At 64.2% G+C, this 19,583-nt stretch carries 20 protein-coding genes; 7 read left to right on the forward strand and 13 right to left on the reverse strand.

Annotated features, from left to right (window positions below; genetic code table 11):
* Window positions 1-22 precede the first annotated feature (22 nt).
* Window positions 23-1,717 carry an FAD-binding protein gene (locus ACI3K3_RS10400; RefSeq protein WP_404913513.1) on the reverse strand — a complete coding sequence of 565 codons (1,695 nt, stop codon included), beginning with the start codon at window positions 1,715-1,717 and terminating at the stop codon, window positions 23-25.
* Window positions 1,718-1,968: 251 nt separating this feature from the next.
* On the opposite strand from ACI3K3_RS10400, the gene ACI3K3_RS10405 reads away from it, so the two are divergent.
* The gene (locus ACI3K3_RS10405; protein WP_404913514.1) at window positions 1,969-2,775 is read left to right on the forward strand and encodes an enoyl-CoA hydratase/isomerase family protein; all 807 of its coding nucleotides are present in this window, start codon (window positions 1,969-1,971) and stop codon (window positions 2,773-2,775) included.
* A gap of 45 nt (window positions 2,776-2,820) precedes the next feature.
* On the opposite strand, the gene ACI3K3_RS10410 is transcribed toward ACI3K3_RS10405, so the two are convergent.
* The 3 genes from ACI3K3_RS10410 to ACI3K3_RS10420 form a co-directional block, all read right to left on the reverse strand.
* On the reverse strand, window positions 2,821-3,159 hold the full coding sequence (locus tag ACI3K3_RS10410) for a hypothetical protein (protein WP_404913515.1): 339 nt from the start codon (window positions 3,157-3,159) through the stop codon (window positions 2,821-2,823).
* Between the two features lie 118 nt (window positions 3,160-3,277).
* On the reverse strand, window positions 3,278-4,369 hold the full coding sequence (locus ACI3K3_RS10415; RefSeq protein WP_404913516.1) for a helix-turn-helix domain-containing protein: 1,092 nt from the start codon (window positions 4,367-4,369) through the stop codon (window positions 3,278-3,280).
* A gap of 197 nt (window positions 4,370-4,566) precedes the next feature.
* Complete coding sequence (locus ACI3K3_RS10420; protein ID WP_404913517.1) at window positions 4,567-5,547, reverse strand: enoyl-CoA hydratase/isomerase family protein; 981 nt, start codon at window positions 5,545-5,547, stop codon at window positions 4,567-4,569.
* 173 nt (window positions 5,548-5,720) lie between these two features.
* Here ACI3K3_RS10420 and ACI3K3_RS10425 point away from each other — a divergent pair, with 173 nt between their 5' ends.
* Window positions 5,721-6,776: an AraC family transcriptional regulator ligand-binding domain-containing protein gene (locus ACI3K3_RS10425; RefSeq protein ID WP_404913518.1), complete on the forward strand. Its 1,056-nt coding sequence runs from the start codon at window positions 5,721-5,723 to the stop codon at window positions 6,774-6,776.
* Between the two features lie 56 nt (window positions 6,777-6,832).
* Here ACI3K3_RS10425 and ACI3K3_RS10430 read toward each other — a convergent pair whose 3' ends face one another.
* On the reverse strand, window positions 6,833-8,167 hold the full coding sequence (locus tag ACI3K3_RS10430) for an amidohydrolase family protein (protein WP_404913519.1): 1,335 nt from the start codon (window positions 8,165-8,167) through the stop codon (window positions 6,833-6,835).
* Window positions 8,168-8,419: 252 nt separating this feature from the next.
* On the opposite strand from ACI3K3_RS10430, the gene ACI3K3_RS10435 reads away from it, so the two are divergent.
* Together ACI3K3_RS10435 and ACI3K3_RS10440 are read left to right on the forward strand one after the other, a co-directional pair.
* Window positions 8,420-10,630, forward strand: coding sequence for an acyl-CoA dehydrogenase family protein (locus ACI3K3_RS10435; protein ID WP_404913520.1), 2,211 nt, complete (start codon window positions 8,420-8,422; stop codon window positions 10,628-10,630).
* 10 nt (window positions 10,631-10,640) lie between these two features.
* On the forward strand, window positions 10,641-11,462 hold the full coding sequence (locus tag ACI3K3_RS10440) for an enoyl-CoA hydratase/isomerase family protein (RefSeq protein ID WP_404913521.1): 822 nt from the start codon (window positions 10,641-10,643) through the stop codon (window positions 11,460-11,462).
* Between the two features lie 58 nt (window positions 11,463-11,520).
* Here the strand turns inward: ACI3K3_RS10440 and purQ are convergent, their stop codons facing one another.
* Together purQ and purS are read right to left on the reverse strand one after the other, a co-directional pair.
* Window positions 11,521-12,216: a phosphoribosylformylglycinamidine synthase subunit PurQ gene (gene purQ, locus ACI3K3_RS10445; protein WP_404913522.1), complete on the reverse strand. Its 696-nt coding sequence runs from the start codon at window positions 12,214-12,216 to the stop codon at window positions 11,521-11,523.
* The gene (gene purS, locus ACI3K3_RS10450) at window positions 12,216-12,449 is read right to left on the reverse strand and encodes a phosphoribosylformylglycinamidine synthase subunit PurS (RefSeq protein ID WP_021235007.1); all 234 of its coding nucleotides are present in this window, start codon (window positions 12,447-12,449) and stop codon (window positions 12,216-12,218) included. Before purS ends, purQ begins: the two co-directional genes overlap by 1 nt.
* Window positions 12,450-12,598: 149 nt before the next feature.
* Between purS and ACI3K3_RS10455 the strand changes: the two genes are divergently transcribed.
* Window positions 12,599-13,510: an SDR family NAD(P)-dependent oxidoreductase gene (locus ACI3K3_RS10455; RefSeq protein WP_404913523.1), complete on the forward strand. Its 912-nt coding sequence runs from the start codon at window positions 12,599-12,601 to the stop codon at window positions 13,508-13,510.
* Window positions 13,511-13,549: 39 nt separating this feature from the next.
* On the opposite strand, the gene ACI3K3_RS10460 is transcribed toward ACI3K3_RS10455, so the two are convergent.
* The 4 genes from ACI3K3_RS10460 to ACI3K3_RS10475 are packed head-to-tail and all read right to left on the reverse strand — an operon-like array spanning window position 13,550 to window position 16,585.
* Window positions 13,550-13,912 (reverse strand): DUF2794 domain-containing protein, encoded by a 363-nt coding sequence (locus ACI3K3_RS10460; RefSeq protein ID WP_404913524.1) that lies wholly within the window; start codon window positions 13,910-13,912, stop codon window positions 13,550-13,552.
* Window positions 13,913-13,919: 7 nt separating this feature from the next.
* Window positions 13,920-14,621 (reverse strand): serine O-acetyltransferase EpsC, encoded by a 702-nt coding sequence (gene epsC / locus ACI3K3_RS10465; RefSeq protein WP_404913525.1) that lies wholly within the window; start codon window positions 14,619-14,621, stop codon window positions 13,920-13,922.
* 44 nt (window positions 14,622-14,665) lie between these two features.
* A complete protein-coding gene (locus ACI3K3_RS10470) occupies window positions 14,666-15,289 on the reverse strand; it encodes an ATPase (protein WP_404913526.1) in 624 nt (207 codons plus the stop codon).
* 12 nt (window positions 15,290-15,301) lie between these two features.
* A complete protein-coding gene (locus tag ACI3K3_RS10475) occupies window positions 15,302-16,585 on the reverse strand; it encodes a heavy-metal-associated domain-containing protein (protein ID WP_404913584.1) in 1,284 nt (427 codons plus the stop codon).
* Between the two features lie 205 nt (window positions 16,586-16,790).
* Between ACI3K3_RS10475 and purM the strand changes: the two genes are divergently transcribed.
* Both purM and purN read left to right on the forward strand, forming a co-directional pair.
* Entirely contained in the window at window positions 16,791-17,894 is a 1,104-nt protein-coding gene (gene purM, locus ACI3K3_RS10480; protein WP_404913527.1) for a phosphoribosylformylglycinamidine cyclo-ligase, read from the forward strand.
* A complete protein-coding gene (purN, locus tag ACI3K3_RS10485; RefSeq protein WP_404913528.1) occupies window positions 17,887-18,840 on the forward strand; it encodes a phosphoribosylglycinamide formyltransferase in 954 nt (317 codons plus the stop codon). Before purM ends, purN begins: the two co-directional genes overlap by 8 nt.
* Window positions 18,841-18,871: 31 nt before the next feature.
* On the opposite strand, the gene ACI3K3_RS10490 is transcribed toward purN, so the two are convergent.
* On the reverse strand, window positions 18,872-19,126 hold the full coding sequence (locus ACI3K3_RS10490) for a YdcH family protein (protein ID WP_404913529.1): 255 nt from the start codon (window positions 19,124-19,126) through the stop codon (window positions 18,872-18,874).
* A gap of 98 nt (window positions 19,127-19,224) precedes the next feature.
* Complete coding sequence (locus tag ACI3K3_RS10495; RefSeq protein ID WP_404913530.1) at window positions 19,225-19,470, reverse strand: hypothetical protein; 246 nt, start codon at window positions 19,468-19,470, stop codon at window positions 19,225-19,227.
* Window positions 19,471-19,583: the final 113 nt, after the last annotated feature.

Genomic DNA, 19,583 nt, shown 5'->3' on the forward strand with positions numbered 1-19,583 from the left:
CGACCGTTCGGCTTCTGGCGGCTCAGACCTGATTGCCCAATCCGGCCGCATGCCTGGCGGCCAGCCAACCGAACGTCATCGACGGCCCCACGCTGGCACCTGCCCCCGGATAGACCCGCCCCATCGGCGACGCCGTGCTGACCCCGCAGGCATAGAGCCCCTCGATCGGCGAACCGTCCGCCGTGAGGACGCGGGAATCGCTGTCGCAGACTACCCCGCCATATGTGCCGACATCGCCGGGCACGATGGGAATCGCATAGAACGGCCCCTTCTCGATCGTTCCCATGCAGGCGTTCGGACCATCCTTGTAGAAGGGATCACCCAGCCAGTTGTCATAGGCACGTTCCCCGCGATGGAAGTCCTCGTCGCGGCCGCCCCGCACGAAGCCGTTCCAGCGTTCTATCGTCGCTGCCAGCGCTGGCTCGGGAACGGAAATCTGCCTTGCAAGCTCCTGCACGCTATCCGCCTTGCGCATCCAGCCCGAGGCCAGCCAGCGGCTCATGTTCTTCTTCGCCATGCCTTTGCCGGCCACGGCATATTCGTCCATGTACTGCTGGTCCATGATCGCCCAGCTGGGGATCGCGGGAACCGTGCGGTTGCGTTGCAACATGTTCTCGCAGAACTCTTCGTAAGAGCCACCCTCGTTCATGTAGCGGACGCCCGTCTGGTCGACCTGGATCGCGTGGGGCTTGCCGGTGGTGCTCTGCGTGCCCGGCTTGACGTAGTCGGTGTCCCAACCCGGCGCCTCGGACATCTGGAAGCCGACCATCTGGTCCATCTGCGCCAGCACCGCGCCGTGGCGTTCCAGCTCCACATGCATGTCGCCGGTATCGCTTTCGATTCCGTTAGACCATGCGGCGCGCGTGCCAGGCATGTACCTGTCCCGCATCGCCTGGTTCTGCGAGAAGCCGCCTGCATTCATCAGCACACCAAGCCGCGCTTCGACACGCCAGGGCTTGCCGTCCCTGACGGTTTCCACGCCCATGGCGCGGCCGTTCTCGACGATGGTGGCGGTAACGGGACTGTCCGTCCGGATCTCGGCGGCCTGTCGGTCCATCACGGCCTTCAGCATCCGCCCCTGAAGTGCCGCCCCCGCCGTGACCCAGTGCTTGCCGGTCAGCTTACCGGCGACGATCTTCACCGCCGTCTTGAGCAGCAGCTTCTTGATCGCCCAGGAATGCTTGGCAAAAGGCAGCTTCATCCCATCGTCCAGCCGCACCGGGACTTCCGCGAAGCCCTGCCGCAATTTTCCGGCCCAGGCCTTGCCCAGCAGGTTCTTGTCGAAGGGCACCGCCGTCACCGTGCGGCTCGTCTTCACGCCTCCGGGAAGCTCGTCGTAATAGTCGGGCCAGTACCGGGAGCCGCGCTCCATCTCCACGCCTTGCGAGACGATGAAGTCCAGCATCTTCGGCGCCTCTCGCGCATAGGCCCGGCGACGTTCGGGACTGGTGCCGGGGCTGTCCGCGCCATCGGGCACCACCGCATCAAGGTATTCGCAAGCCTTCTCGAAACTGTCCTCGCCGGGGTCCATGAAACGGTTATTGGGAATCCACATGACGCCGCCCGACTTCGCCGTGGTGCCGCCGACCCAGGGGGACTTTTCCAGAATGAGCACGGACTTGCCCGCCTGCTTCATCAGCAGCGCCGAAGCCATCGAACCCGCGCCGCTGCCGACGACCACCCAGTCGAAGCTCTCGTCGAACCGCGCCATTGTCATGCTATCTCTCCCCTGCCCTTTCGCGCGGAACCAATCCCCCCGGGTTTCGCCGGGATTTCGATGACCCCGCCATTCAGGCGTTCAGCAAGGTAGAACGGACTTGTGAAAGGTTGGCAAGGCGTTCGGCCCGGCCAAGCCCCGCCGGACACAAGGTTTCGCCCCGGCGAATGGTTATCCCTTTGGCGATTGGCCCCTGCCCTCCGCGCCCCGCGCCGATTATGACTGGCTAAATTACCGGGAGATTGCCGAAAATGAGCGACACATCGCCGCTGCCGAACCTCGACACCATCGCCATGGCGCGGGAAGGACGCTTGCTGCGGATCACTCTGAACCGTCCTGACGCGATGAACGCCGTGAACCTCCAGCTTCATGACGACCTTGTGGAGGCGCTATGGTTCGCTCAAGGCGATCCGGAATCCGACGTGATCGTGCTGACCGGCGCAGGTCGCGCGTTCTCGGCAGGCGGCGATCTGGACCACATAGAGCACAATGCCCGCAACCCGCATCTGTTCGATCATGAAGCCCGGATCGCCAAGCGGATCGTCGCCACCCTGCTCGACATCGACAAGCCGGTGATCTGCCGCATGAATGGGCACGCGGTCGGCCTGGGCGCAACGCTAGCCCTGCTTTGCGACGTGATCTTCGCCGCGAAGGGGGCGAAGATCGGCGATCCCCATGTCGGTCTCGGCCTCGTTGCCGGAGATGGCGGAGCGGTTATCTGGGCGCAACGCATCGGCCTTACCCGCGCGAAGGAATATCTGCTCACGGGAGAACTCCTCACCGCCGAGAAGGCGGCCGAGATCGGCCTGGTGAACCATTGCGTTTCGGCCGAAGACCTCGATGCCCGCGTGGATGCGTTCTGCGAGAAACTGCTTTCCGGCGCGATGGTGGCGATCCGGGCCACCAAGGTCTTGACCAACCTAGAACTGAAGCGCCTTGCCACGGCCCTGATGGACGCCGGGATTGCCTATGAAAGCGTTTCCGTCCGCAGCGCCGATCATCTGGAAGGCATCGCCGCTCTGCGGGAGAAGCGGCCGCCCCGCTTCATCGGCCGCTAGGGGCGGATGAAGCGGCGTCTGAGGTGAACCGCCGGCTGGCTACGACTACCCGGCCGGAACCACCCGATCGCCGCGCTCGGTGAAAAGCGCGGTGTAGCAGGTGGCCATGTCCTGCGCGTCGCTTGGAGTCAGTTCGCCCGCAGCGGTCGCCTTGCCGATCGCCCCCAGCAGCGCCATCGGATCGTCCGTTTCGATGTCGTAGATGGCGAGGTAGGGATTGCTGTCGTCACCCACCAGCCTGGCGACGAGTTCATAGCGCTGGGCACCGTTCATGCCGAAAGTGTTCACCAGTTCCGGCAGATGGGTGTTGTCGTACCAATGATGATAATCGTCCTCCCGCCCCGGCTTGGGGGTGGTCAGGGCGATCAGCTTGAACTTGCCCATGTCTCTCTCCGGTTCCGCCGACGGCGTCGGCCTTGTGGTAGCTTCGGTCAGTCACGCAGCGCGGCGCAAGGCCACCGCGCAGACATCGCCTCCGCGTCGTGACCATCCGATGGCGGCCCTACTGAAGGAGCAGGGTTGCGCGGGAGAGTTCCACGAAAGCCTCGTCCACCGCGCCCTGACCATCGCAGGCCGCAGGCTCCGCCCCGCAATCGCCCCGGTAATCCCGAGGATTCGCCCCGAACACCCGCTTGAACATGCGGCTGAAATGCGCGGGACTCTTGAAGCCCACGCCATAGGCGATCTCGCTGATCGAGATGTCGCGCGGGTCGGTCCTGCCAAGCCAGTCCCTGGCCTTTTCCAGCCGCTGGTCCCACACCAGCTCGGAGAAGGAGGTTTCGCGAAGCCGCAGCAGAAACGACAGATAGCGCGGCGAAATGCCGCAGCCCCTGGCCACCATCGCCGTGGAGAGCTGCGGATCCGACAGGTGCACCTCGATAAAGCGAAGCACTTCCTCCAGCCGGCGATCGGCGATCGACTGCCGACAAGGCCGCCGTTCCTCCCGCGAGCGCAGGGCATTGGCGACAAGGGCGATCGCCGTATCCACCAGCAGGCGCGCGGAGGGATCGCCCAACCGCCCGTCATCCGAGAAGACCTCGCTCAACATGCGCTCGGCGATGCCAAGTTCGGGGCCAAGTTCGGGGCCAAGTTCGGGGCCGAATTCGGGGCCGAGTTCGGGCCTGCCGCCCGTAATGTGCAGCCCCGCGTCCATGTCCTGCGCGATGTGCGAGCGCAGCACATGGGTGGGGACCGTGACATGGAGGCTTTCATGAACCTCGTCCCCGTCGGTCCTGCACTCGATCAGGAAGGGCGACATCGAACGCGTGACCATGAGATCGCCCGGCCGCGCCACCTTGCCGCCAAACTGGTTCGAAAAGGCAAGCACGCCGCGCCGTACGAACCAGATGATGGAAAGATCGGTAGCGTCCTCGCGGATATGCCGGCGAGAGCGACGAAAGAACAGATTGCTCGCCGAGCGCTGCCGGATGATCGACATGGCGCCAACCGCCTTGCGCTCCGACCGGACATCGACGTTGGGTGCATCTTCCACCCAGAACTCGCCGCGATAGTATTCCTGCTGACGATCGCCTCTGAACACCTGCTGGCAATCACGGAAATTGCGCCTGTCGAGCGCGAACAAGGTTTCAGCCATCACCCTCTCCCCGGGTATGAGCGCCGGGTCTAGCCCGGCCCGTGCCCCGCCGGTTGCGACCGGTCTGTGAGCCTCAAACAAATTACCACCGACCCGCGCGATCATTTCCGCTTATCGTGCACGGCGATCTGCACTCCATGCAGATATCGCTCCGGCGCGAAATCATTGCCAGTGCAAACGGCACCGCGCGGGCTCGATCAGTTGCCGGTGGCGCTTCGCCCTTTCTTCGAAAGGCGCCATTCCGGCGGGTAGTTGGCATCGTGCGCCTTCACCACGTTGCTGATCCCCTGCCGGAAGGTGGAATCCTTGCCGAGGTTCACATCCGAAGCACCGTCGTCCTTCATCAGCGGCAGCATGCCTTCCAGCCAGCCGGTGAGCAGGCTGCCCATGTATTCGCCGCGATACTGCTTGTAGGCCTCGATGAAGGTCTTCTGCGCAACGACAACGTCGGTGGGGCGGGTGATCGAGCAGGCATGGGCGTACTTGGCCGTTTCCGCTTCCAGCCTGTCGCGCGCGACCACCGAGTTGACGAAGTTGCAGCCTTGCATCTCTTCCGCCGTGAACGGACGCCCGGTGAAGAGCATCTCGGAGAAGCGGCGCAGGCCTACCATTTCCAGCCACTGCCACATGCGCGGCCCCCAGCCGGCATAGCGAAACGAAGGATGCCCGAACAAGGCGTCTTCGGAGGAGACGATGATATCGGCATCGGCGCATTGGTAGAAATGCCAGCCGTAACAATAGCCCTTTGCCTCGACGATCGAGATCTTCTTGAATTCCTGAAGCGGCCGGTTTCCCGATCGGGCCTTGGCATAATAGTCCGTCAGCCCGTGAAGATAGCGGAACGACCCCGGCGGAGGATACTTCACATCCGTACCCTCGATCTCCAGGTCGGTGAGGAAACCGTCCCCCGGCGCGGGGTTGAGGTAGAGATCGCCATGTTCGTCCAGATCGCCTCCGCTGCCCAGGTTGTCGCCCTCACCGCGGATCACCAGCACTTTCACGTCGTCGTCGATATTTGCCCTGAACACGAGTTCGCCGAAGCGCGCCCGCATGCCGATGGTCGCGGTATTGTGCTTTTCCGGCCGACTGAGCGTGATCGTGGCAATCCTGGTTGCCTTGTCCTTTTCGTAAAGGACGTGCTCCTCGGCGACCTTCTTGTGGTCGGCCATCGTCTTCATGACGCTCTCCCCCCTTTTGCGCTTTTCGATCCGTTCGCCGCACTGCAATCCCCGGCTCGTCCGAGTGCTGCCACAGGCAAGTGGAGGGGTATTGGCATTAGGCGCGGTGCTCTCGATATTGGATGCCGGGCGCCGAGGCGAAAACGTCGCGGGGAAGAGGATCGGGACCGGATATGGACTCACACCAGGACAGCTTCTTCAGCCTCGACGGACCGCTCGACGTCGCGCCGGTGGGCGGACAGGTGCGCGCCGCCAACTTCGCCGGTCTCGCGAAAATGGCGCGCAGCCATGGCCGCGATGCGCGCGGCATCGTCGAACGCCATGGAATGGACGCCCATGTCCTCGTCGATCCCGAAAGCCTTGTGGCCCCGCAGCAAGTGGCGGACACTTTCGAGTATTGCAGCACGATCTTCGACGACCCGCTGTTCGGCCTTCGCTTCGGCTCGATGCAGGATCCGGAAGTCTTCGGCTGCGTGACCGCGCTCTGCCGCTCGGCGCCGACGGTTCGGGCCGGAATCCGCTGCCTGATCGATTTCCTGCCCGTCGTCCATGCGCCCGACAGCGAGGTGCTGCTGATCGAAGGGCGCGACACCGCCGAACTGACCTGGCTGGTCAATGCCGACATGGGTGTGAACGACCAGGCGAACTACCAGGCCGCCATGCTCAACCTCAAGCTGCTCCAGGCGATCGGTGGCCCAGCCTTCAAGCCGAGCTGGATCAGTCTTTCAGCCGACCCCCGCAAAAGCGACCTGCCCGAAATCGAGAACATGCTGGGCTGCAAGGTGATCCGCCAGGCAAGCCGCAATTCGGTGGCCTTCCCGGTCCGGGCGCTGGAACAGCCCGTGCCGAGTGCCAACCGGCTGCTCTACAAATTGCTCGGCTCCTATCTCCAGCGGGTGAAATCGGCGCATAGCCCGTCGCTCGTCGAACGGGTGGAGAGCTATATTCGCGGTTCGCTGGCTTCCGGCGGCTGCTCGATCGAACGCTGCGCCGAGAAGACGGGGATGTCCGTGCGCACCCTCCAGTCCCGGCTTGCCGGCGAAAGCATGCGGTTCTCGGCAATGGTGGAGAAGCAACGGGAAGCCCTGGCCCGTGCCCATCTGGCAGACCGCCGCCTGTCTCTCGACGAAATCGCGGACCGGCTCGGCTACGGCGAGCAGACCAGCTTCGGGCGCGCATTCAAGCGCTGGACCGGAATGACGCCGCAGCAGTTCCGCTTCCACCACTGATATCCCGCTCTTCCGGGATTTTTCCCGGCAAGGCCAGCCCCCTCCCCCTTGCCGGGTCAGGCCCCCTGCTTCTGCATCCGCGCTGCACGATCGCCGTCTTCATGGCGCATGAACATCTTCATGATGTCTCCCGAGGTCACTGGCCGGGTCTCTCCGTGATCGACCGGACGCTCACCCGCCGAAGACTTCGGCCTGGTATCGACGCCGGCAGCCCTGGCCTTCTCGCGCAAGGCCCCCACCGTCAGCTGCTCTCTCGTGAAGTGCCGGAACGGGTCGAAGCGGAACCAGCGCATTGCGTTACCGTGCGTGATCTTGTCGATCTGCTCCTCGGTCAGGTGGTTGATCGAGGGCCAGAGGTGTTCCGGAACTTCCGGCCAGAGCGTATCGGAATGCGGATAATCGCATTCGTAGGCGATGTTGTCTTCACCGATGAAGCGGATGTTCTGCAGACCGAAGGCATCGTCGATGAAACAGTTGAGGAAATGCCGCCTGAACATTTCGCTCGGCTTCATCTTCTGGAACCGCGAGTTCGTCCAAGCCTTGTGCCGCCAGTTCGAAAAGTCCGCGCGCTCGGTGAAATAGGGCACCCAACCGATCGAGCCTTCCGAAAGCGCAATGCGCATGTCGGGATACTGGTGCAGCGCCTCAAGCTGAAGCCAGTCCGAAGCGGCATAGGCGATCGACATCGGCATGGTCGATATCCATGCCTCGATCGGCGTTTCCATCGAGGCATGCGGCGCCGGATTGCCGCCGCCGATATGCAGACAGATCGTCATGTCGAGATCGTTGATCGCCTTGTAGAACGGATCCCAATAGGAATTGTGGATCGAAGGCAGCCCCTGGCACGTCGGATTTTCGCTGATCGAGACCGTGTGGCAGCCTTTTTCGGACACGCGCGTCAGTTCGGCCACGGTCGCGTCCATGTCCCAGGTGGGAACGATCGCGCAAGGAATGAAGCGCCCCGGATAGGCGCCGCACCATTCGTCTATGTGCCAGTCGTTGTAGGCGCTCATGTGGACCTTCGCGAGTTCGCGATCGGGCACGCGATGAAGGCGTCCGCCTGCGAAGTCGAACACCGAGCCGAAGTTCAATGAGGCGGCGATGCCGTTGACGTCCATGTCCTTCACGCGTTCGTGCACGTCGTAGCAACCGGGGCGGAGCTGATCGAGCGAGGTCGGCTCCATGCCGTATTCCTCGAAGGGCCGGCCGACTACGGCGTTGAGGCCCACCGATGGGAACTCCATGCCCTGGTAGACCCACAGATCCTTGCCGTTCGCGTCCTGGATCAGTTTCGGCGCGCTTTCCAGGGCCGCGCCCGAGAGATGCTTGTCGAACAGGTCGGGCGGCTCGCTGATATGATCGTCGACGCTGATCAGAACCATGTCGTTCATCTGCATAGCCACTCTCCCACGAGCGCCGGCCCCACTCTGACGGGACGAGGTCCGGCGGCGCATCTTATTCGATGCCCTGTCGCACAAGACTATGCCTCCGCGCCCCGGCCCGCCAGCACGAAGGCGACGACCGGGAAAGCGACGCCAAGCTATCGCGCCCGCGATTGCGTGACCGCCACGATTGAACGGCATCGCGAGGTATGATCAGGACCGGAAAACGCCAAGATTAAGACGCGCGGGGAAGCCTGAACAATGAACTTCGATCTTACCGACGAACAGTCGATGATGCGCGACACATTCGCGCGCTTCCTCGACGAGCATTCCAGCCCCGCGCGCGTCAGGAAAGCCCTGGATGCCAACGGCTTCGATGCCGCGCTCTGGTCGGGACTGGCAGAACTCGGCGCCTTTGCCATGCGCGTTCCGGAGGAAGCCGAGGGCATGGGCCTGGGCCTGTTCGATGCGGGCGTGCTGATGGAGGAGGCCGGCCGCACGCTTGCCTCCGGTCCCCTCGCGGAGGCCCTCGTGGCCACGCGCCTGCTTGGTCTGCTCGGAGGGGCCGAGGATCTTCTCGCAGGCGCCATCGGCGGCGAAGCGGTGGTGACGATCGCCATGCGCGATATCGCGGAACTTCCCCGGCAATGGGTTGCTGGCGGTCTGATCGCAGATGCGGTGATCGCGCGCCGGGGTGACGATATCGTGCTGGTCGCCGTTCCGGCGGAAGCCCGCCACGCCGAGCCCAGTCTCGCCACGACCGCGATCGCCGAACTCGATCTGGCAGCGCTTCCCGCCACCGTCCTCGGCAGTGGAGAAGAAGCACTGGCCGCTTTTGCCGCCGGGATCGAGGAATGGAAGCTGCTGATGGCGCTGGCGCTGTCCGGCCTTGCCCGCGCCGCGCTGACGATGGCGGCGGACTATGCGGGCGAGCGCAAGGCCTTCGGCGTGTTCATCGGTACGTTCCAGGCCCTGTCGCACCCCATGGCTGACCTCATCTGCGAGATCGATTCGGCCAAGTTCCTGGCGTGGAAGGCCATGCGCTCGATTGCCGATGCGGAGCCCGCAGCCGGGGCGCAAGTGTCGCTGGCGGCATGGTATGCCTCAGGCGCAGCGGGGCGCACGGTGCGTCACGCGGTGCAGACCTTCGGCGGCATCGGCCTCACCACCGAGCACGACGTCCACCTCTATAACTTGCGCGCCAAGGCCTGGCCGCTGGTAGCGGGCGATCCCGAGGACTGGCTGGCCGAAGCCGGTCGCCGGCTCTACGCAGGCGAAACGGCCAGCCTTCCCGATGTGGGCGAGGTGCCGGTCGAGTTCGACCTGGGCGAGGATGCCCGCGCGATCCAGCAGGAAATCCATGACTTCTTCGCCGCGAACGTAACGGACGAACAGCGCGAGAAATTCCACTTCTCCTGGGAAGGCCACAACCCGACGATCCACAAGCAGCTCGTCGCAGCGAACCTCGCCTATCTTCAGCTTCCCAAGGATGTCGGCGGGCGCGGCCTCAGTCCCTACGCCGTCACCGGCGCGCGAGACGCTTTCGAGGAAGAGCACTGGAACAACCCTGTCGCCAACGTCGCCCAGATGGTGGCACTCATCATGTACCGCTTCGGTACCGAGGAACTGAAGCGCGACGTGCTGTCCAAGGTCATGGCCGGCGATGCGATCTGTTCGCTGGGCTATTCGGAACCGGGCTGCGGCTCCGACGTCTTCGCCGCGCAGTGCAAGGCGACGCAGCTTGAGGACGGCTCCTGGAGGATCGACGGCACCAAGATGTGGACGAGCGGCGCCAACCTCACCGATTACGTGCTGATGCTCTGCCGTACCGATCCCGATGCACCGAAGCACAAGGGGCTGACGATGTTCATCGTGCCGCTGAAGGCCGAGGGTGTCACCGTGCAGGCCGTCCATACCTTCATGGACGAGCGCACGAACATCACCTTCTACGATAATGTCGTCATCCCGGACACCTGGCGCCTCGGCGAGATCAATGCCGGCGGTCGCACGATGGCGGCCAGCCTCGAACTGGAACACGGCGGCGGCTTCGCGAAAGTGCAGCGCGCGATGTTGGAGAACGCCGTCGAACTCTGCGGGGAAATTCCGGTGGCAGGCGGCGGCAAGCTGATCGAGACGCCGAAGGCTCAGGCGCGGCTTGCCCGCACATATGCCCATGTGCTCGCCTCGGAACTCATCGCCTACCGCGCCAACTGGACGCAGGTCCATGGCAAGGGCAACGGTGCTTACGGGCCGATGGCGAAGATGTTCTCTTCCGAACTTTTCATCACGGATTCGCGCGACTTGCTCGACCTGACCGCGCCCTATTCGCTGTCCAAGCGCAAGGGAGCGGCCAATGCGCTCAATCTCGCCTATCGCCATGCCCACGGCACGACCATCTATGGGGGCACCAGCCAGGTCCACCGTTCGATGATCGCCGAAAAGGGCCTCGGCCTGCCGCGATCGCGCAACTGAGGGTATGAAGATGACGGAAGAAGCCCCGCACCTGCTGACCGAAGAAGTGGACGGCATTCTTGTCGCCACGCTCAACCGGCCCGACAAGCTCAATGCGATCAGCCGCCAGATGATGGACCTGCTGACCCAGGCCGTACTGCACTTTCGCGAAACGCCCGAACTGAAGGTCATGCTGATCCGTTCGGCGGGCCGCTATTTCAGCTCCGGCGCGGATTTGCGGGGCGGCAACCAGAACATCGTCTCGCCCACCTCAACCGGCGGCAGCGCGCGGGCCATTCGCGAGAACCACCGGCTCAACCTCAACAACATGCAGCAGCTGTGGGACGAGATCGAGCACATCGAGAAGCCCTTCGTCGTCGCCCACCACGCGATGTGCGTGGGCGGAGGATTGGAGATGAGCCTCTCCTGCGATTTCCGCCTGGCCGCGAAAAGTGCCGCTTATGCCTTTCCGGAAGGTCTGTTCGGCGTGCTGCCCGCCTCGGGAGGTGTCTCGCGGCTCACCCGCATCTGCGGCCCACACTGGGCGCGCTGGCTGATCATGGCGAACAAGCCCGCGCCCGCGGACATGGCGCTAACCATGGGCCTGGTCCATCAGGTCTATGAAGATGAAACTTTCGAGACGGACGTCATGGACTTCTGCCGACACCTAGCCCGGCAGAACCCCGAGCAAATGGGCGCCGCCAAAGTCGCCATCGAACTCTGCGCCGAAGTCGGCCGCGACAGCGCCCGCCATGTCGAGCGGATGGCCAACAGCGCGCTGATGCTCAACCCCGACTATATCCGTGGCATGGAAGAATATCTGAAAGGCGTCGGCGGCAAGGGCAAAGCCTGACGCCGGAGAGGATGACGGGGCCATGGTCTGCCATGCCCCGTCTATCCGATGAAGAGCCTCAGGCCGATGGAGAGCCTAAGGCGCCGACCATTCCGCGAATGGCGCTTTCGAACAGCGCGCGGCCGTCGGTGCCGCCATGGGTATTCTCGATGGCGCGTTCGGGGTGCGGCATCATGCCGAGCACATTGCCGGCCGCGTTCAGCACGCCCGCGATCTGGCGGGCCGAGCCGTTGACGTTTTCGGCATAGCGGAAGGCCACGCGGCCTTCCCCTTCGAGGCGATCCAGCGTTTCCTCGTCGGCATGATAGTTGCCGTCGTGGTGCGCCACCGGCACGCGGATGTGCTGGCCGGTTTCGTATCCCGAGGTGAACAGCGACTGCGCGTTCTCCACCTTGAGCGAAACGTCGCGACAGACGAAGCGGATGCCCGAGTTGCGCAGCAGCGCGCCCGGCAGCAGGCCGCTTTCGGTCAGGACCTGGAAGCCGTTGCACACGCCGAACACCGGCACGCCGCGACCCGCCGCCGCGACCACGGCCTGCATGACCGGCGAGCGCGAGGCGATCGCGCCGCAGCGCAAGTAGTCCCCGTAGGAGAAGCCGCCGGGCAGCCCGATGAAATCGAGATTGTCCGGAAGCTCGGCATCACCGTGCCAGACGCGGATACACTCGGTGCCCGAAATCTTTTCCAGCGCCACCGCCAGGTCGCGGTCGCAGTTGGAGCCCGGGAACGTGACGACGGCGGAGCGAAAAGCCATCAGGCGACCTTCTCGATGCGGTAGTTCTCGATCACCATGTTGGCGAGAAGCTTGCGGCACATGTCGTCCAGCGCTTCGTCGCTGACCGAATCCGCAACGTCCAGTTCGAAGAGACGGCCGGCACGCACGTCATTGACGCCGGAGAAGCCCAGGCCTTCGAGCGAGTGGTGGATCGCCCGCCCCTGCGGGTCGAGGACACCAGGCTTGAGGCTGACGTGGACGCGGACTTTCATCGCAGGGCCTTTCGCTTAACGGCGCAGATTCGTTTCAGAGCGCCTATGGCCCCGGACAGGCGCGGGGGCAAGGTTTGAGAGTCCCGCAAATACGGCCTGCCTCAAACTGGCGATTGAAGCGCCCGGCGCAACCTGCCATTTCCTCGAAAATGCAGGATGTGATCTCGTTCGCCGGCCAGGTTGCCATCGTCACCGGCGCCGGACATGGCCTTGGCCGTGCCTACGCGCTCGAGCTGGCCAGGCGTGGGGCGAAAGTCCTGGTCAACGACCTCGGCACCGATCGCGCCGGATCGGGACATTCGGACGCCGCTCTTTCCGTTGTCGAGGAAATCCGCAAGGCAGGCGGCGAGGCGCTGCCCGACAACGGCGACGTTTCCGACTTCGCGCAGATGGAGGCGATGGCTGCCCGCGCCCGCGCGGCATGGGGCGGCATCCACGTCCTCATCAACAATGCCGGGATTTTGCGCGATCGTACTTTCGCGAAGATGGACATGGCCGATTTCGAGCAGGTCGTGCGCGTCAACCTGCTCGGCAGCGCCTATGCGACTAAGGCCGTGTGGGAAACGATGCGCGAACAGAACTATGGCCGCGTGCTGATGACCACCAGCTCCAGCGGCCTCGGCGGGAACTTCGGGCAGGCCAATTACGGCGCTGCCAAGCTGGGCGTTCTCGGCCTGGCCCGCACCTTGCGCATGGAAGGGGCCAAATACGGCATTCGCGTCAATTCCCTGGCGCCCACCGCCGGCACCCGCATGACGGCCGACATATTCCCGGACGAAGCCTATAACGCGTTCAGCCCGGAGGCTGTCGTCCCGGCTGCCTTGTTCCTGGTATCGAAGGACTCGCCCAACGATGCCATCGTCGGCGCGGGCGGCGGCGTCTGCCAGAGCGCCTTCATCACAATGAACGACGGCGCACTTCTGAAGGAAGACGACTTGACCGTGGAGGGCTTTGCGAAAGCCTGGAGCAGGATCTCCAGCCGGGAAAGCGATCGCATCCTGGAAACCGGAATGGAACAGGCGCATCGCGCCTTGTCGATGCTGCTGAAAAGCCAAGGCTAAGAATAGCAAGTCGCTCAGATGTGAAGGCGCCCCAGGCTTTCAGTCCTCGACGATCTTGAGCAGCTTGCGTTCGAGCGGGCTCAGCACCCCGGCCAGCTCGTGGCCGCGCTTCAGCACTTGGCCGACTTCTCCGAACAGGGTCCACATGCCCTGCTTGCCGCGCAGCGAAGGTCGCTTCTCGATGCGGGCCTGAGGCCGTTCGGCTGCGCGCCGGAATGCCGAGAAGTTAGCCGCTTCCTTGCCGAAATCCATGGCATAGTCCCGCCAGATCCCAGCAGCCACCATGCGTCCATAGAGATCGAGGATGCGCTGGAGTTCAAGCTTGTCGAAGCCGACCTGAAGCGGCGTTCGTCCCGGAAAAGCGACGACAGTACCAGCAAGGGGATGGGAACCTGCGGCCATCCGCCCGTCAGACGCCCTTCACGACCGGCTCGACCTGCTTTTCTTCCTCAAGCTTGCGCATCAGCGAATCGACCTGTGCGCGCAGGGCCGCGACCTGCTCTTCCAGTTCATCGACCCGCTGGCTGCCCACTGGCTCGCAAGGCTCCTTGCAGGGCGTGCCATAAGGCATGAATTCCTTGGCGTAAGTCTCGGCCTTGACCAGCGTCGATCGTGCCTTCACGCCGATCATCGTCGCGCCTTCGGGCACGTCTTCCGTCACGACCGCACTTGCACCGACGCGGGCGCGCTTGCCGACCGTCACCGGGCCGATGATCTGCGCTCCCGACCCAACGATCACATTGTCCAGCAGCGTCGGATGTCGTTTGCCGCCTTTGCCATTGGTGGGATTGGAGCCGCCCAGTGTAACACACTGATATATCGTGACATTGTCGCCGATATGCGCCGTTTCGCCGATCACCGTGAAGCCGTGATCGATGAAGAAATTACGGCCGATCGTAGCCCCGGGATGAATGTCGATCGCCGTGAGGAACCGCGACAGATGATTCACGACGCGGGCCAGGAAGAAGAGGTCCGCGCGGAACAGCCGGTGCGCGATCTTGTGGAAGAACAGCGCCCAGACGCCAGGATAGAGCAGAACTTCCCAACGAGAGCGCGGCGCGGGATCGCGCGCAACTACAGAATCCAGATAGCGAACCAGATTACCCAGCATCGCGCGAATCTCCCATCAAATGGCCCGACTGGCAAGCCAAGAGGTCATGAAGCCTTTGGAAGCCCGCGACCGGCTTCCTCAAGCGCATCGCGCCAGATCGTCAGCGTGGGCGGTTGCTTGCGCTCCAGGCTGAGTCGATCGATGGCGGCGACCAGATTTTCGACGCCCACATGGCTACGTTCACAACGCGGTACAAGGTAGTCGGTTGCCGAAACATCCAGCGGCAGGCCGCGCATCTGGGCATGGACGTCGATCAGTTCGCCCAGCATCTCCTCATCGGGCTCGCCGATCTCAAGTTCCAGGGCGGCGCCGAGCCGGGAGCCGAGGTCCGGCAGCATTACCTGCCAGCGCCCCTCCCCCTCGCCGCGACGACGGCTCGCCACGATCAGCAGGGGGCGGCCGCTTTCCTGCGCCCGGTTCCAGCTGTGGAACACCGCGTCCTCGTCCATGCGGTCGGCATCGTCCAGGGCATCGCCGCGTCCCGATTCAACGAACCATCGCGCCAGGAGCGACTTTCCCGAGCGGGGCGGCCCGGAAAGAATGGCACTGTGGAAAGGCCATGCATCGGGCTCCAGCAGCGCATCTATCGCCGCCGCGTTGGCATTGCCGACGACAATGCGCGGCGGGCTGTCGCTCGCGGCGGACAGCGGAAGGGCGATCTGCTTCATCACCGGGAAGGCCTAGCGCGTGATCCTCAGCGCGCCGCCCGCTGCCGTCACTTTCCAGCCCTGCCCGCGCAGTGCCGAGGCGAGCCTTTCGCTGCCGCCCTCGACGCTTACGCGCATCACCGATGTCCCGCCGACGGCAAGGCTCATGGTGGCCGCGCCGCGTACGCCGGGAACGCCGCGTACCGCAGCCAGAGCCGCATCCACGGCCGCTGCATCGGGAGACGCGAACTGAACGGAAACCGTTTCCACCGGCGCCAGCGCAACCGGCGGAGGCGCGGAGCTGGGCGCCACCGTTTCAGGCGGCAGGTCCAGAATCGGCGCGCCGCCCTTCGGCATCAATTTTGTGCGGAGTTCCGCAAATGCGCGGTCCAGAACCTGGCCGCTCGTCGTCAATGTGGGATCGGGGCGCAATTCGCCGCTGGAAAGGGCGTCGCGATAGAGCCCGTCCATGCGCTGCACGGCCTTTTCCAGCATCGCGGGCAGTTCCTGCTCGCTGCCGGCGTCCATCTCGAACGTGCCGAGGAACGTGTTGTCCGGCCCATAGCGCGCGGTGAAAGTGCCGTGGACCGGCCCGCCCGGCCATTGCCGTTCGAGCCGGGCGTAAGGAATCAGCACCGAGGCGGCATCGAACTGGTTGAGCACGTTGCGCCACCAGAGCCGGCTGCGCCGCGAGGCCTGCCCGGCCGTGAGGATCAGCGATTCGCCACCCGCGCCTACCGGCCGCACGTAGTCGATCGGGCTCTGCGACGCCTGGAATTCCGCCCAGGCCCGCTGCCAGGGCCCGCGCACTTCGAAGACCTGCTGCACGCCGCCCGAATAGAGCACCGGCAGCACCAGCATCGGCGCCGAACGGATCGTGGCGCCGCCAGCGCCGACATATTGACCGGCGCGCGCCTTGTTGAAGATCACGCCCAGCGTGGCGATATAGCGGCGCGGCCCGACCTGTTCCTGGCCGATCACCACCGACGAAACCATCGCATCGATCGATTCGACCGGCATGTCCGGTCCGCCAAGCTTTTTCCAGGCTTCCTTTTCGGCCTGTTTCCAGCCTTCCAGCCGCGCCTCGGCACCGGTCTTGGCGGTAACGTCTACCTTGATGCCGTTGACCTGGATGTCTTCCGAATTGGCCAGCGGAGCGATGCCGCGATCGCCCTCGACTTGCGCCACAAGCCGGTAACCGCCCGCCGCGCCCAGCGCGAGAATCGCCGCAGCGCCGGCAACAAGCACGACGCGCTGCGTCGAGCCGAAGCTCACGTCGGCAATGCGCCGGATTTTATGGGAGAGCGTCATCGCCATCATCGAACCGACCGGCCTTTTGCCCAAACCGATCTGGAAATCCAAGCCGTAATCCGACCGCCCCTGCAATTGCCCGCCCCTGCATCTCGTCAAACGCCGGATCGTCTGTGCAAAAGACGCGGGCGGAGCGCTTTCCCGTCCTATTTATTCGCTGCCGACGATGCTCGGGCGTGACAGCGGGGCGTTTGCGCATTATGCGCGCGCAATGTCCGACGATAACACCCCGAAGAGCTATTCCTACGAGCAGGCCGGCGTCTCCATCGCCGCCGGCAACGCGCTGGTGAAGGCCATCGCACCGCTCGCGAAATCCACCGCGCGCCCCGGCGCCGATGCAGAGCTGGGAGGCTTCGGCGGTTTCTTCGACCCACGCGCAGCTGGCTACAAGGATCCGCTGCTGGTGGCCGCCAACGACGGCGTCGGCACCAAGGTGAAACTGGCGATCGATCATGACCGCCATGATCATATCGGCATCGACCTCGTCGCCATGTGCGTGAACGACCTTATCGTCCAGGGCGCGGAGCCCCTCTTCTTCCTCGACTATTTCGCCACCGGAAAGCTGGAGAATGGCGTTGCCGAGCGCGTCGTCGCCGGCATTGCCGACGGTTGCCGCATTTCCGGCTGCGCTCTCATCGGCGGCGAGACGGCCGAGATGCCGGGCATGTATGCTGCCGGCGATTACGACCTCGCGGGCTTCTGCGTCGGCGCGGTGGAGCGCGGCGAGCAGTTGACCGGCGACAAGGTTGCCGATGGCGACGTGCTGCTGGGCCTCGCCTCCTCGGGCGTGCACTCGAACGGGTACTCGCTGGTCCGCCGCTTGGCCGAGGACAAGGGCTGGAAGCTGGATCGCCCAGCCCTGTTCGATTCGGACACGCTGCTGATCGACGCGCTGATCGCGCCCACGCGCATCTATGTGAAGAGCCTGCTGCCGTTCATCCGCTCCGGTCGCATCAATGCCCTCGCCCACATCACCGGCGGCGGCCTGCTGGAAAACATCCCGCGCGTCCTGCCCAAGGGTCTGCACGCCCGCATCGATGCCGGTGCCTGGGAACAGCCGCGCCTGATGGCTTTCCTCCAGGCGCAGGGCAACATCGAGCCGGCCGAGATGGCCCGCACCTTCAACTGCGGCATCGGCATGGTGCTCGCGGTCCCGGCCGATGACGCGGCAGCGCTCAAGGCCGATCTGGAAGCCGCCGGAGAGACGGTGTTCGTGATCGGCATCGTGGAGGAAGGCGACAAGGGCTGCACCGTACAGGGCAGCGCCGAAGTCTGGTCCGCGCGCGAGGACTGGGAAGCGATCCACCTTGCCTGAAAGGGCTAAAGTCGCCGTCCTGATCTCGGGCAGCGGCACCAACATGGCCGCCCTGCTCTATGCCAGCCGCTTCGAGGACTGTCCCTACGAGATAGTCCTGGTGGCCAGCAATCGACCGGATGCGGGCGGCCTCGTCCTTGCGGCCGCCGAAGGCGTGCCGACTTATGCGCTAAGCCACAAGGGGCTCACCCGCGACGAGCACGACGCCGCGATGGACTCCGCGATACGCGAGTCGGGCGCGGAATGGGTGGCGCTGGCCGGTTACATGCGCATCCTGACCGAGGGTTTCGTGCGAAGCTGGGAAGGACGGATGGTCAACATCCATCCTTCGCTGCTGCCCAAATATACCGGGCTTCACACCCACCAGCGCGCCATCGAGGCGGGTGACAGCCACGGCGGCGTCAGCGTCCACCTGGTCATCCCCGAACTCGACGAAGGACCGATCCTGGGGCAGATCCCCGTCGCGATAGTTCCGGGCGACACCCCCGAAACCCTGGGCTCCCGCGTCCTGATCGCCGAACACCAGCTCTATTCCCGCTGCCTCGCGGCCTTGGTCGTGCGCGAATCGAGCCCGGAATGGCTGCTGGAGCAAATTCGCGAACGCGCGATGGCCTTGCCCGAAGCCGACGAAACCCACAGCCACGGCATGCCCTGCTTCGGGGTGATCAAGGGCAAGAAGTTCGCCTACTTCACGTCGAACCACCACGCCGACGGGCGAACCGCGCTGCTTGTGAAGATCAGCGGGCCGGACGAGCAGGCCATGCTGATCGAGCAGGACGAGGAACGCTATTTCCGCCCCGCCTATTTTGGTGATGGCTGGATCGGCATCCGCCTCGACCTGGGCGGCAACGACTGGGATGCAATCGGGGAATGGCTCGCCCGCTCCTGGCGCTCGATCGCGCCGAGGAAGCTGACCTCGCTGATCGATGCCGCAGATCAGTTCTGACGGATAACCAGACTACGCAGTAGGACCGGGATCAGGCCCCTACCGCGCCTGCGTCGCGGATCATCCGCCCGATCTGGTCCAGAAGGCAGAGCCGCTCCTTCCGCAAGTCTTCGAGCCGAGCGTCCGATGCGGCTTCCAGTTCCGATTCGATCCTCTGGATGGCGCCGTTGACCTCGTCATAGCGGTCGGCCAGCACCGCGAAGTGACCTCTGGTCGCCTTGAGATGGCGCAGGATTTCGATATCCTCGGGAAATTCCGCGGCGAGTTCGTGGACCTTTTTTGACATCGGCTCTCCTCTCCATGCGTAGCGTTCCGTGGTTCGCGTGCAGGCTATTCCGCTTCGCTCGATCCTTCCTTGCGCGACATCAACGATTCAGCCGTTCCTCAGATTTCCGTATAGTCCACCAAGGGCCTGCTTTCGCGCGTTCCGCGATAACGCTTCTCGGGCTCCTGCGGATCCCCGGCGATCACCACGTGATCCTCGTGAACCTCGACCAGCGTGCCCACGAAGGGAAATCCCTCCAGGCTGCCATTGACACGGTAGCTGACGGTATCGCCGGCCTTGAACGTCTTTTCGTCGAAATTGAACTCGAACGGACAGGCTTCGCTTGCCTCACCCATGCCCTGCATCTTCACTCTCCTCTTTGGAGGGCAATCTAGCGCAGAAGCGAAAACGGCAAAGGGCAAAACGTCATCGGAGGCGCGCGGCGCCCAAAACAAAAAGGCCGCCCGGAGGGGCGGCC

The sequence above is a fragment of the Novosphingobium sp. ZW T3_23 genome (assembly GCF_044987305.1).
In the GTDB taxonomy this organism is placed as follows: Bacteria; Pseudomonadota; Alphaproteobacteria; order Sphingomonadales; family Sphingomonadaceae; genus Novosphingobium.

Coding starts and splice junctions, on each gene's coding strand:
- ACI3K3_RS10400 (WP_404913513.1), bottom strand. CDS start 1,717: ATGACAATGGCGCGGTTCGACGAGAGCTTCGACTGGGTGGTCGTCGGC.
- ACI3K3_RS10405 (WP_404913514.1), top strand. CDS start 1,969: ATGAGCGACACATCGCCGCTGCCGAACCTCGACACCATCGCCATGGCG.
- ACI3K3_RS10410 (WP_404913515.1), bottom strand. CDS start 3,159: ATGGGCAAGTTCAAGCTGATCGCCCTGACCACCCCCAAGCCGGGGCGG.
- ACI3K3_RS10415 (WP_404913516.1), bottom strand. CDS start 4,369: ATGGCTGAAACCTTGTTCGCGCTCGACAGGCGCAATTTCCGTGATTGC.
- ACI3K3_RS10420 (WP_404913517.1), bottom strand. CDS start 5,547: ATGAAGACGATGGCCGACCACAAGAAGGTCGCCGAGGAGCACGTCCTT.
- ACI3K3_RS10425 (WP_404913518.1), top strand. CDS start 5,721: ATGGACTCACACCAGGACAGCTTCTTCAGCCTCGACGGACCGCTCGAC.
- ACI3K3_RS10430 (WP_404913519.1), bottom strand. CDS start 8,167: ATGAACGACATGGTTCTGATCAGCGTCGACGATCATATCAGCGAGCCG.
- ACI3K3_RS10435 (WP_404913520.1), top strand. CDS start 8,420: ATGAACTTCGATCTTACCGACGAACAGTCGATGATGCGCGACACATTC.
- ACI3K3_RS10440 (WP_404913521.1), top strand. CDS start 10,641: ATGACGGAAGAAGCCCCGCACCTGCTGACCGAAGAAGTGGACGGCATT.
- purQ (WP_404913522.1), bottom strand. CDS start 12,216: ATGGCTTTTCGCTCCGCCGTCGTCACGTTCCCGGGCTCCAACTGCGAC.
- purS (WP_021235007.1), bottom strand. CDS start 12,449: ATGAAAGTCCGCGTCCACGTCAGCCTCAAGCCTGGTGTCCTCGACCCG.
- ACI3K3_RS10455 (WP_404913523.1), top strand. CDS start 12,599: ATGCAGGATGTGATCTCGTTCGCCGGCCAGGTTGCCATCGTCACCGGC.
- ACI3K3_RS10460 (WP_404913524.1), bottom strand. CDS start 13,912: ATGGCCGCAGGTTCCCATCCCCTTGCTGGTACTGTCGTCGCTTTTCCG.
- epsC (WP_404913525.1), bottom strand. CDS start 14,621: ATGCTGGGTAATCTGGTTCGCTATCTGGATTCTGTAGTTGCGCGCGAT.
- ACI3K3_RS10470 (WP_404913526.1), bottom strand. CDS start 15,289: ATGAAGCAGATCGCCCTTCCGCTGTCCGCCGCGAGCGACAGCCCGCCG.
- ACI3K3_RS10475 (WP_404913584.1), bottom strand. CDS start 16,585: ATGGCGATGACGCTCTCCCATAAAATCCGGCGCATTGCCGACGTGAGC.
- purM (WP_404913527.1), top strand. CDS start 16,791: ATGTCCGACGATAACACCCCGAAGAGCTATTCCTACGAGCAGGCCGGC.
- ACI3K3_RS10490 (WP_404913529.1), bottom strand. CDS start 19,126: ATGTCAAAAAAGGTCCACGAACTCGCCGCGGAATTTCCCGAGGATATC.
- ACI3K3_RS10495 (WP_404913530.1), bottom strand. CDS start 19,470: ATGCAGGGCATGGGTGAGGCAAGCGAAGCCTGTCCGTTCGAGTTCAAT.